This window comes from Staphylococcus sp. FSL W8-0774, assembly GCF_038006785.1.
GTDB classification, from domain to species: Bacteria; Bacillota; Bacilli; order Staphylococcales; family Staphylococcaceae; genus Staphylococcus; species Staphylococcus pasteuri.
In genome coordinates this window covers 1,435,422-1,448,184 of sequence record NZ_JBBOVW010000001.1, presented here as the reverse complement: position 1 = coordinate 1,448,184, position 12,763 = coordinate 1,435,422, and the positions used below count along the sequence as shown (strand labels likewise).

At 30.5% G+C, this 12,763-nt stretch carries 8 protein-coding genes; 6 read left to right on the top strand and 2 right to left on the bottom strand.

The genetic code is table 11. From position 1 onward, the window contains the following. Positions 1–58: 58 nt before the first annotated feature. Positions 59–355: a HesB/YadR/YfhF family protein gene (locus NSQ15_RS07005; protein WP_340747050.1), complete on the bottom strand. Its 297-nt coding sequence runs from the start codon at positions 353–355 to the stop codon at positions 59–61. A gap of 283 nt (positions 356–638) precedes the next feature. Next, positions 639–1,247 (bottom strand): glycerol-3-phosphate 1-O-acyltransferase PlsY, encoded by a 609-nt coding sequence (gene plsY / locus NSQ15_RS07000; protein WP_017638427.1) that lies wholly within the window; start codon positions 1,245–1,247, stop codon positions 639–641. Between the two features lie 208 nt (positions 1,248–1,455). Here plsY and parE point away from each other — a divergent pair, with 208 nt between their 5' ends. The 6 genes from parE to mprF all read left to right on the top strand — a co-directional run bounded on the left by parE (position 1,456) and on the right by mprF (position 12,744). Continuing rightward, positions 1,456–3,450 (top strand): DNA topoisomerase IV subunit B, encoded by a 1,995-nt coding sequence (parE, locus tag NSQ15_RS06995; RefSeq protein WP_070451427.1) that lies wholly within the window; start codon positions 1,456–1,458, stop codon positions 3,448–3,450. After that, the gene (gene parC, locus NSQ15_RS06990) at positions 3,447–5,852 is read left to right on the top strand and encodes a DNA topoisomerase IV subunit A (RefSeq protein WP_070451235.1); all 2,406 of its coding nucleotides are present in this window, start codon (positions 3,447–3,449) and stop codon (positions 5,850–5,852) included. Before parE ends, parC begins: the two co-directional genes overlap by 4 nt. 203 nt (positions 5,853–6,055) lie before the next feature. Then, complete coding sequence (locus NSQ15_RS06985; RefSeq protein WP_017638430.1) at positions 6,056–7,522, top strand: alanine/glycine:cation symporter family protein; 1,467 nt, start codon at positions 6,056–6,058, stop codon at positions 7,520–7,522. A gap of 205 nt (positions 7,523–7,727) precedes the next feature. Further along, positions 7,728–8,576 (top strand): glucose PTS transporter transcription antiterminator GlcT, encoded by an 849-nt coding sequence (gene glcT, locus NSQ15_RS06980; RefSeq protein ID WP_217193886.1) that lies wholly within the window; start codon positions 7,728–7,730, stop codon positions 8,574–8,576. 175 nt (positions 8,577–8,751) lie between these two features. After that, on the top strand, positions 8,752–9,960 hold the full coding sequence (locus NSQ15_RS06975) for an AI-2E family transporter (RefSeq protein ID WP_176745265.1): 1,209 nt from the start codon (positions 8,752–8,754) through the stop codon (positions 9,958–9,960). Between the two features lie 261 nt (positions 9,961–10,221). Further along, positions 10,222–12,744, top strand: coding sequence for a bifunctional lysylphosphatidylglycerol flippase/synthetase MprF (mprF, locus tag NSQ15_RS06970; RefSeq protein WP_070451233.1), 2,523 nt, complete (start codon positions 10,222–10,224; stop codon positions 12,742–12,744). The last annotated feature ends 19 nt before the right edge of the window (positions 12,745–12,763 follow it).

The following is a 12,763-nucleotide window of genomic DNA, read 5'->3' as shown; positions in this document are numbered from 1 at the left end:
GAAAATGAAAATAGCCTAACATTGCTCACTTTAGTGGCATTGTTAGGCTGTTTTTAAATTACTTTTTACTGTAATAAATTTCATCTTCATGATCAACTGCATCTACTACAATATGATCATCTTCAAAATACCATAAATCTTTCTCAGCGATGACTAAAGTGAGTCCGTCAAATTCTTTTTCATATGCCACTTCTACATCGGCTTTATTTTCAACATTAAATGCAGGGCTAAACCCTTGTTTTAATTGGAATTCTCCACCATAACGTACAAAAAAGTGTAATACTTTGTCATCTTGAGGTAAGTCAAACTCATCTTTAAACCACTGAACTGCTGGTTGGGTAAGCTCGATTTTCATAAATAGTTCCTCCATATTAATTATCCATATTTTTTAGGGGTTAAATTGTGAATTTTATTGATAGTAGAATTATAGCATAGCTTAATATCCTAATATAATTATTTTACCTTAATGAGTTATAAGCCACTATCAAAGACTAAAGGTATATCAAACTATATAAAACTCACCAATAACATCATCATAAATCAAAACATTTAACAAAATAAAAAGCACTCAGTGTGATATAAATTTCATATATCATACTAAATGCTTTGTATTGATTATTAAGTTTTAGATTTTTTATTTACATCCACGTTATCTTAGGTTCTTCACCTTTAAAGATTCTAACAATATTTGTTTTATGACGTATGATTAATATAATGGCAACGATTGCGCCTACTGCTAGTAATATATAGTCCTGAATAATGAGCGAACCAATAACACAACAAATAGCTGCTATGATGCTTGATAAGGACACATATTTAAATAATTTTAATACAGCGAAGAAAATAACTGCTAAAATTAATAAAAGAATAGGATTAACGCCTAAAACTACCCCAGCACTTGTTGCAACAGCTTTACCACCTTTGAATCCTAAATAAATTGGATATACATGACCCACAATAGCAAATAATCCTACGATCAGGCCATGGGTAAAGAATGTACTTATAGGTCCATCTGCATGTACAGGTAACCATATAGGGAAGAAAACAGTTATGAATCCTTTAAAGATATCTAAGAATGTAACTACAAAACCTGCTGGTCTTCCTAATACTCTGAAACTGTTTGTTGCTCCAGTGTTGCCACTACCAAATTGTCTTATATCCTTTTTAAAGAATAACTTTCCAATAACTAAACCACTTGGAAAAGCTCCTATAAGATAACTTAGTATTAACATGACGACAATCATCATAAAATACACATCCTTTAATAACTTAGCACTATTTTACCATATCCATCTCATATTAGAACAATAAAAATTACATTTTGAATATGAATAATCAGTAAAATAAACTGTTTTATCAAGATGACACTTGCAATTTATTCTGATTTATATAAGAATAACTATTGTATAGTTTTAAAAACGAACGTACGTTTGTAGGAGGGCGAAATCATTGGCAATGAATAAACAAAATCATTATTCAGATGATTCTATTCAAGTTTTAGAAGGTCTTGAAGCAGTTAGAAAAAGACCGGGGATGTATATAGGATCAACTGATAAACGTGGATTGCATCATCTAGTATATGAAGTTGTCGATAACTCCGTCGATGAAGTATTAAATGGTTATGGGGATGAAATAACAGTTATCCTTAACCAAGATGATAGTATTTCTATAGAAGATAACGGTCGTGGAATGCCTACTGGTATCCATGCATCAGGAAAACCAACTGTGCAAGTTATTTTTACGATTTTACATGCTGGAGGTAAGTTCGGCCAAGGTGGCTATAAAACATCTGGTGGATTACATGGTGTTGGTGCCTCAGTAGTAAATGCACTTAGTGAATGGTTAGAAGTTGAGATTCATAGAGACGGAAATATTTATAAACAAAGATTTAAAGATGGCGGCGTGCCAGCAACAGGTTTACTAAAAGAAGGAAAGACAAAGAAAACAGGTACTAAGGTTACATTTAAACCAGATCCTGAAATTTTCAAAGCAACAACATCATTTAATTTTGATGTTCTAAGTGAGCGATTACAAGAATCTGCTTTTCTATTAAAGAACTTAAAGATTAAATTAATCGATTTACGTCGTGGTAAAGAAAGAGAAGAATTTTACCACTATGAAGAAGGGATTAAAGAATTTGTAAGTTATGTCAATGAAGGTAAAGAAGTACTTCATGATGTTACGACTTTTACAGGAACATCTAACGGTATAGAAGTAGATGTTGCATTTCAATATAATGACCAATATTCAGAAAGTATATTAAGTTTTGTAAATAATGTACGTACTAAAGATGGTGGTACACATGAAGTTGGTTTTAAAACAGCGATGACACGTGTGTTCAATGATTACGCTAGACGCATTAATGAATTAAAAGAAAAAGATAAAAACTTAGACGGTAATGACATACGTGAAGGATTAACAGCTATAGTATCTGTAAGAATTCCTGAAGAGTTACTACAGTTTGAAGGTCAAACTAAATCTAAATTAGGAACGTCAGAAGCTAGAAGTGCTGTAGATTCAGTTGTATCCGAGAAATTACCATTTTACCTTGAAGAAAAAGGTCAATTATCTAAGTCACTTGTTAAAAAAGCAATTAAAGCACAACAGGCTAGAGAAGCAGCTCGTAAAGCACGAGAAGATGCACGTTCTGGTAAAAAGAATAAACGAAAAGATACACTTTTATCTGGTAAATTAACACCTGCTCAAAGTAAAAACACAGAAAAAAATGAACTTTATCTTGTTGAGGGTGATTCAGCAGGTGGTTCAGCTAAACTTGGACGTGATCGTAAGTTCCAAGCGATTCTGCCATTACGAGGTAAAGTTATTAATACTGAAAAGGCTCGTTTAGAAGACATTTTCAAAAACGAAGAAATTAATACGATTATTCATACTATAGGTGCAGGTGTCGGTAATGAATTTAAAATTGAAGACAGTAATTATAGTCGAATTATTATTATGACCGATGCTGATACAGATGGTGCACATATTCAAGTACTGTTACTAACTTTCTTCTTTAAATATATGAAACCATTAGTACAAGCAGGTCGAGTATTTATCGCATTACCACCACTTTACAAATTAGAAAAAGGTAAAGGTAAATCTAAAAAAGTGGAATATGCTTGGACAGATGATGAATTAGATAAATTACAAAAGCAACTTGGTAAAGGTTTCACATTACAAAGATATAAAGGTTTAGGTGAAATGAATCCTGAACAATTATGGGAAACAACTATGAATCCTGATACTCGTACTTTAATACGTGTTCAAGTTGAAGATGAAGTGCGTTCTTCAAAACGTGTTACAACGTTAATGGGTGATAAAGTAGCACCACGTAGAGAATGGATTGAAAGTCATGTTGAGTTTGGTATGCAGGAAGATTCAAGCATTTTAGATAATACAGAAGTTCAGATATTAGAAAGTGAAAACTATGAGGAGGATGAAACGATTTGAGTGAGATAATTCAAGATCTATCACTTGAAGATGTAATTGGAGACCGTTTTGGAAGATATAGTAAATATATTATCCAGGAACGTGCTTTGCCTGACGTTCGAGACGGACTAAAACCAGTACAGCGTCGTATTTTATATGCGATGTATTCAAGTGGTAATACATTCGATAAAAATTTCCGTAAAAGTGCCAAAACTGTCGGGGATGTCATCGGACAGTATCATCCTCATGGTGATTCTTCAGTATATGATGCCATGGTTCGTTTAAGCCAAGATTGGAAATTAAGACATGTTTTAATAGAAATGCATGGTAATAACGGTAGTATCGATAATGACCCTCCTGCAGCAATGCGTTATACAGAAGCAAAATTAAGTCAATTATCTGAAGAACTATTAAGAGATATTAATAAAGAAACAGTTTCTTTTATACCAAACTATGATGATACAACACTTGAACCTATGGTATTACCTGCAAGATTTCCTAATTTATTAATTAATGGTTCTACAGGTATTTCAGCAGGTTATGCTACTGATATCCCACCACATAATTTAGGTGAAGTGATTCAAGCAACATTAAAATATATTGATAATCCAGATATTACTGTGAGTCAATTGATGAAATACATGAAGGGTCCAGACTTCCCAACAGGTGGTATTATTCAAGGTATTGATGGTATTAAAAAAGCATACGAAACTGGTAAAGGTAAAGTTGTTGTACGTTCCAAAGTAGATGAAGAAACATTACGTAATGGACGTAAAGAACTTATCGTGACTGAAATACCATATGAGGTGAATAAAAGTAATCTCGTTAAACGTATTGATGAATTACGTGCTGATAAAAAAGTTGATGGTATTGTTGAAGTTAGAGATGAGACTGATAGAACTGGTTTACGTATTGCAATAGAACTTAAAAAAGACGTGAATAGTGAAGCAATTAAAAATTTCCTATTCAAAAATTCAGACCTTCAAATATCTTATAACTTTAATATGGTTGCAATCAGTGATGGTAGACCTAAATTAATGGGTATTAAACAAATCATTGATAGTTATATTAACCATCAAATAGAAGTCGTGGCTAACAGAACTAAGTTTGATTTAGAACATGCTGAAAAACGTATGCATATCGTTGAAGGTTTAATGAAAGCTTTATCTATTTTAGATGAAGTGATTGCCTTAATTCGTAATTCTAAAAATAAAAAAGATGCTAAAGATAATTTAGTTGCTGAATATGACTTTACTGAAGCTCAGGCAGAAGCCATCGTTATGTTACAACTTTATCGTTTAACTAACACAGATATCGTTGCTTTAGAACAAGAGCACGATGAGTTATCTAATTTAATTAAAGATTTACGTCATATTTTAGATGATCACGATGCATTATTGAATGTTATCAAAAATGAATTAACAGAAATTAGAAAGAATTTTAAAACTGATCGTTTATCAACAATTGAAGCGGAAATTTCTGAAATTAAAATTGATAAAGAAGTGATGGTGCCTAGTGAAGATGTAGTATTAAGTTTAACTAGACATGGTTATATTAAACGTACATCTACACGTAGCTTTAATGCTAGCGGCGTTTCTGAAGTCGGTTTGAAAGATGGCGATAGTTTATTAAAATACCTTGATGTAAATACACAAGATACAGCGCTTGTATTTACGAATAAAGGTAGATACTTGTTTATTCCAGTTCATAAACTAGCTGATATCCGATGGAAAGAATTAGGTCAACACGTATCTCAAATTGTTTCTATTGATGAAGATGAACTAGTTATTGACGTATTTAATGAAAAAGACTTCAAAGAACAACAAGCATTCTATATTATGGCTACTCGTAACGGTATGATTAAGAAAAGTACTGTACCGTTGTTTAAAACAACACGATATAATAAACCATTAATTGCCATGAAAGTAAAAGATCAAGATGAGGTAATTAATGTATTACGTGTTGAAGAAGATCAACTTATTACTGTTATTACACATAAAGGAATGTCATTAACATACTCTACAAACGAATTATCTGATACAGGCTTACGTGCGGCTGGTGTGAAATCTATTAACTTAAAAGATGAAGACTACGTTATTATGACGCAAACAATCACTAATAAAGAATCTATCCTTATGGCTACACAACGTGGTGCTGTTAAACATATTGGATTTAAAGTATTACAAGAAGCGAAACGAGCACAACGAGGTATTACCTTACTTAAAGAATTGAAAAAAGCACCACATCGTATCGTGGCAGCAGATGTTGTTCGTTCTGACAATACAACATATACTTTATATTCAGCTAAAGACCAAGAAACAGGAGATATTGCTTCAATTCATAAATCAGAACAATATACTAATGGTTCATTTATAGTAGATGTAGATGATTTCGGAGAAGTTGAAGGAATGTACTTACAATAAAAGTATATGCAACACATGCATAAGATGATAAAATAAAATATAATAATCACAATTAAATCATTCAAGAGGTTTATATTCTCAATTGAACTGTCTATTTTAGTATTTGTTATTTGATACATTGCTTAATTAGACTTTCATATGCCAATATGAATCTCTTGATATTTTTAAGATATGAATTTTATTTATAGATGAGAGGGATTTATTTGAAAGATTTTGATAGTTTAATTCCTGGTTGGTTTAAAGATTTTGTACAAGTAGGTAACGACTTAATTTGGTCTCAGTATCTAATTGGATTGTTACTTACAGCAGGATTCTTTTTCACTATCAGTTCTAAGTTTGTACAACTACGAATGTTACCAGAAATGTTTAGAGCGTTGGTCGAGAAACCAGAAACATTAGAAAGTGGTAAAAAAGGTATTTCACCGTTCCAAGCATTTGCGATTAGTGCAGGTTCAAGAGTAGGTACTGGAAATATTGCCGGTGTTGCTACAGCAATTGTACTTGGTGGTCCTGGTGCGGTATTTTGGATGTGGATTATTGCATTTATAGGTGCGGCAAGTGCTTTTATGGAAGCTACTTTAGCTCAGGTTTATAAAGTTCATGATAAAGATGGTGGTTTCCGTGGTGGACCAGCTTATTACATAACTAAAGGTTTAAACCAAAAATGGCTTGGTATTGTGTTTGCGATATTAATTACAGTTACCTTCGCATTTGTATTTAATACAGTGCAATCTAATACGATTGCGGAATCATTAAATACTCAATATCATATTAGTCCAGTGATTACAGGAATAGTATTAGCAGTTGTAACAGCCATTATTATTTTTGGTGGGGTTAGAAGTATTGCTACTTTATCATCATTAATTGTTCCAATTATGGCTATCATATATATTGGTATGGTTTTAGTTATCTTGTTATTAAACTTAGACCAAATTGTTCCAATGATTGGTACAATTATTAAAAGTGCTTTTGGTTTTGAACAAGTAACTGGTGGTGCAGTTGGTGCTGCTATTTTACAAGGGATTAAACGTGGTTTATTCTCAAACGAAGCAGGTATGGGTTCAGCACCTAACGCAGCTGCAACAGCAGCAGTCCCTCATCCAGTAAAACAAGGTTTAATTCAATCATTAGGTGTTTTCTTTGATACAATGCTAGTATGTACAGCTACAGCAATAATGATTTTATTATATTCAGGTTTAAAATTTGGAGAAAACGCTCCTCAAGGTGTTGCAGTTACTCAATCAGCTTTAAATGAACATTTAGGTTCAGCTGGTGGTATTTTCTTAACAGTGGCAATAACATTATTCGCATTTTCTTCAGTTGTAGGTAACTACTATTATGGACAATCTAACATTGAGTATTTATCTAATAACAAAACAATTATTTTCATCTTTAGATGTTTAGTAGTTGTGCTTGTATTTATTGGTGCGGTTGCTAAAACTGAAACAGTTTGGAGTACAGCCGATTTATTCATGGGCTTAATGGCCATAGTGAATATTGTCTCCATTATTGGACTTTCCAATATTGCATTTGCAGTAATGAAAGATTACCAAGTACAACGTAAAGCAGGTAAAAAGCCTGTATTCAAACCAGAGAATCTTGAAATTAATTTATTTGGTATTGAATCTTGGGGAATTAATGCAAACAAATCAAATAAAGATTTAAAATAAATGATTAGCTTGAGTGTCGTAAGGATACTCAAGCTTTTTAATTTGAAATTTATAATTATATCTATTATTTATTATAAAGAGGTAGAAAATTGTTTAATATACTAAAAATTAATTTTACTCATGAAAGTATTTAATAAGTTATTTTCTTTTCATTTATATCATTAAGCCTTATAATTTTAATAATGGAGTAAGAAAGGTGATAATGATGGGGAAGTATAAAATTAGTAAAATTCTCAATAATAACGTTATCATATGCACGAATAAAAACCAGGAAGTTGTTTTAATTGGAAAAGGTATAGGTTTTAATAAAAAGCAAGGCTATACGTTAGATGAATCAGCTTCCATTGAAAAAGTTTATAAACTTGATCTAGATAAGCATAAAGAACACTATAAGACATTAGTTGAGATGGCTGATGACCATGTTCTACAAGCAGTGATTGAAGCTGTTAATTTAATTACAAATACGACTCTAGATGTTAATGATGAAAATCTAGTTGTTGCGCTAACAGATCATATTATTTTTGTGTATAAACGTTTAAAACAAAATCAAATAATTAGCAACCCTTTTGCCATGGAAACAAAATACTTATATCGAGATGCTTATCAAATAGCTGAAAAAGTAATTGATAGACTAAATGAACAGTTAGATGTTGATTTTCCAGAAGATGAAATTGGTTTTATCGCATTACATATTGCTTCGAACTCTGAAGAATTATCTATGAGAGAAATGGCGTTAATTAATCAATTAATCAATAAAAGTATCACTATTATTGAAACGGATTTACAACATCAAGTTGATCAATCCTCAATACAATATCAACGTTTTATTAGACATGTACAATTTCTCATTCGTCGTTTAAGAAATAATGAAACATTACATGCTCAAAATGATTTTGTTGATATGGTTAAAAATCAATATCCTAGTTGCTATTCTACAGCTTTTAAAATATTAAAAATGATTCAGATGGAATTTGATATTACTGTTAATGATGTTGAAATCATTTATTTAACATTACATATCCATCATTTTGAAGCCCAAATGAAGTTGGATTAAAAGTACTTATGCGCTCTCATAAGTACTTTTAATTTTTATATAGACTAGTTTTTAATATTCCTTAGTTTTGTAAAATTATGTTATGATTAGTGTTAGAAATTTTTAGTAACTCATTTTTATGATTTTTATAAAGCGAGGTAACATGAAAGTATGGTGATGTCGAATGTCGAATGAAATGAAATCTTCCGAAAAGAAGACATCTAGAAAGTTTAAAACGATTTTCAGTATGTCTGAAACAAGATTCATGAAATTTTTAGGCGGCAATGATTTAATTTATGCTTTGTTAGCACTTGTGCTTTTAGGGATAGTTATATTTATCTTTGATAAAGTATCATACGTGTTTCAACCATTTATTATAGTATTCAATACTATTGCTGCACCAATTATAGTTTCATTGATTATATTTTATTTATTTAACCCTCTTGTTAATTTGATGGAACGTTATCGAATTCCAAGATTAGTAGGGGTTTTGATTATTTATGTTGCGATTGTAGGCATAATCGTGTTGATTGTTAATTTATTAATTCCTCTAATTAGTTCACAATTAGGAAGTTTCATTAATAACTCTCCTCAATATTTTAAAAAGTTAACTAATACAATTAATAAAGTAACAAGTAATTCAATTTTTGCTGGTTATTATGATCAAATTAATGATCAATTGAACTCATTAACTAAAAAGATACCATCTATGCTTTCAGATTATTTTGATGGCTTTGGTTCAAAATTAGCATCATTCGTTGAAGCAGTAGCTAATGTTGGAGTAGTCATTGTGACTACACCATTTGTTTTATTCTTTATGTTAAAAGATGGTCATAAGTTCAAAGATTTCACTACTAATATTATGCCACCTAAATTTAGAAAAGATTTTCATGATTTACTTGAAAAAATGAGTGTTCAAGTAGGTTCTTACATACAAGGACAAATCATTGTGTCATTCTGTATAGGTGTTTTACTATTTATTGGTTATTCTATTATTGGATTGAAATATAGTTTAATATTAGCTTGTATAGCTGCTGTAACAAGTGTGGTACCTTATTTAGGACCTACAATAGCGATTTCACCAGCTATCATTATTGCTTTAATTACGTCTCCAATAATGTTACTCAAATTAGCGATTGTATGGACTTTAGTTCAATTCTTTGAAGGACACTTCATTTCTCCAAATATCATGGGCAAAACATTACAAATTCACCCGCTAACAATTATCTTTATCTTACTAAGTGCAGGTAATTTGTTAGGTATAGTCGGGGTTATATTAGGTATTCCTGGTTATGCAGTGTTGAAAGTTTTAGTTTCTCATATGTTCTTATTATTCAAGCGTAGATATAATAGATATTATGGAGAAGATGCAGGAAATTATAAGTTAAATAAAGAACAAGAATAATCTATCTTTGTACAAGGATATCTTTAGAAATTATTTCAAGTAGCTTTTATGCCATCAATTTGTGGCACATGGATACTTAATTTCTAAGATATCCTTTTTTGTTTTTAAAGATATACAATCTTCTTATCTACAAAAGATTTGCACATTACATTGAGTATGACAATAATGTTATGCATAATTGACTTTATTTATATTCTATTTATCTTATTCTTATGATATATTTTTCTATATAGAAGAATTAAATAGAATTGAAGTGAAAAAATGACCCAGGAAAATAAAAGTAAATTATTATCTATATTAAAATTTGTGTTTGCTGCTGCACTATTTACGTTTGTAGTTTTCACGTTATATCGAGAATTATCTTCCATTAATTTCAAAAATACTTTAATGCAATTTGGTAAAATCAATCGTTTATGGATTGTATTATTGTTTATTAGCGGGGGAGCGTCTTTATTAATTTTATCTTTATATGATGTCATTCTTGTTAAATCACTTAAGTTAAAAATTCCTTTAATAAAAGTATTAAGAGTGAGTTATATTATTAATGCTTTAAATGCCATTGTAGGCTTTGGTGGGTTTATCGGAGCAGGTTTAAGAGCATTTATTTATAAAAATTATACCCAAGATAATAAGAAACTCGTTCACTATATATCTATCATACTCATTTCGATGTTAACAGGTTTGAGCTTGTTATCGATTTTAGTTGTTCTTCATGTGTTTAACGCATCTGATATGTTAGATAAAATATCATGGGTACGTTGGGTTTTATATATTGTTGCTTTATTTTTACCAGTATTTATTATTTATACGATTGTGAAACCTGCGGATACAAATAACCGATATATGGGCGTATATTGTACGTTAGTTTCTTGTGTTGAATGGTTAGCTGCTGCAGTTGTTTTATATTTTTCTGCATTAATTGTAGGTATTGATATTTCCTTTATGAATTTTATTGGTATTTTCATTATTGCAGCATTGTCTGGATTAGTTAGTTTTATTCCAGGAGGCTTTGGTGCATTTGATTTAGTAGTACTACTCGGTCTTAAATCACTTGGTATAAATGAGGAAAACATTTTATTAGCTTTATTACTATATCGTTTTGCTTATTATTTCGTACCTGTAGCCATTGCATTAGTATTATCTACATTTGAATTTGGTAATACAGCTAAAAAATATATCGAAGAATCTAAATACTTTGTTCCTGCAAAAGATGTTACGTCATTTTTGATGTCATATCAAAAGGATATTTTATCTAAAATTCCATCTTTTTCATTAGCTATTTTAGTATTTTTAACAAGTGTTATTTTCTTTATTAATAATTTAACAATCATATATGACGGATTATATGATGATAATCATTTAGCTTACTATTTAACATTATCTATTCATACAAGTGCTTGTTTATTATTAATGTTAAATGTAAAAGGAATATTTAAGCAAAGTCGACGTGCAATTATTTTTGCTATTATTTCGATTTTATTAATTTTTGCGGCAACAGTTTATACGTATGCGTCATTCATACTTTTAACATGGCTGTTGGTTATGTTAGTACTCTTGTTTATTGCTTATCGTCGATCAAAAGTACTTAAGAGACCATTAAGATTAAAAAATGCCTTCTTATTCATATTAATAAGTATCATCGTACTTTATATTAATCATGTTATTATCTCTAGCACGTTATATGCACTCGATGTTTATAATATTGAAGTAGATACGACAGTGCTTAGATATTATTTCTGGATAACGATAGCTCTAATTACTATTATTGTTGCACTTATTGCATGGCTATTTGATTATCGATTTATTAAATCAAGTCAAAATAAAAATTTAGCTGTTTGTGAACAAATTATTCAACAATATGGTGGTAATTATTTAACGCATCTTATTTATAGTGGAGATAAAAATTATTTTATTCATGAAAACGAATCAGCCTTTTTGATGTATCGATATAAATCTAATGCTTTAGTAGTATTAGGTGATCCAGTTGGGGATACTGCATCGTTCGAATCTTTATTAGAAGCATTTTATGAATACGCTGAATATTATGGCTATGATATTATTTTTTATCAAGTAAGTGATAGATTCATGCCACTTTATCATAATTTTGGTAATCAATTCTTTAAACTTGGGGAAGAAGCAATTATTGATTTAACTACATTTACTACTTCTGGTAAAAAGCGTCGTGGTTTTAGAGCAACTTTAAATAAATTTGAAGATTTAAATATCAAATTTGAAATAATTGAGCCGCCATTTTCACAAGATATGTTCGAAACATTAAAAAATGTGAGTGATCAATGGTTAGAAGGTAGAAGTGAAATGCATTTTTCAGTAGGTCAATTTAGTGAAGATTATTTATCTAAAGCGCCGATTGGTATTATGCGAAATGAAGAAGGAAAAATTATAGCGTTCTGTACTCTAATGCCAACATATTTTAATGATGCTATTTCGGTTGATTTAATTCGTTGGTTGCCGGAATTAGATTTACCATTAATGGATGGATTGTATTTACACATGCTATCGTGGAGTAAAGAAAAAGGATATCAATCATTTAACTTAGGTATGGCGACGCTATCTAATGTAGGACAACTACATTATTCATATCTTAGAGAACGATTAGCTGGAAGAGTATTTGAACATTTTAATGGATTATATCGTTTCCAAGGTTTAAGACGTTATAAAGAAAAGTATGGTCCACAATGGGAGCCAAGATTTTTAGTTTATAGAAAAGATGCCTCGTTATGGCAATCTATGATTAAAGTAATGAGAGTTATACGTCACAAATAATATAATAAAAGCGATTGAT

Bases quoted from the DNA above. Each gene is read 5' to 3' on its own strand.
- plsY (WP_017638427.1), bottom strand. From the start codon at position 1,247: ATGATGATTGTCGTCATGTTAATACTAAGTTATCTTATAGGAGCTTTT.
- mprF (WP_070451233.1), top strand. From the start codon at position 10,222: ATGACCCAGGAAAATAAAAGTAAATTATTATCTATATTAAAATTTGTG.
- NSQ15_RS06975 (WP_176745265.1), top strand. From the start codon at position 8,752: ATGAAATCTTCCGAAAAGAAGACATCTAGAAAGTTTAAAACGATTTTC.
- parE (WP_070451427.1), top strand. From the start codon at position 1,456: ATGAATAAACAAAATCATTATTCAGATGATTCTATTCAAGTTTTAGAA.
- glcT (WP_217193886.1), top strand. From the start codon at position 7,728: ATGGGGAAGTATAAAATTAGTAAAATTCTCAATAATAACGTTATCATA.
- NSQ15_RS07005 (WP_340747050.1), bottom strand. From the start codon at position 355: ATGAAAATCGAGCTTACCCAACCAGCAGTTCAGTGGTTTAAAGATGAG.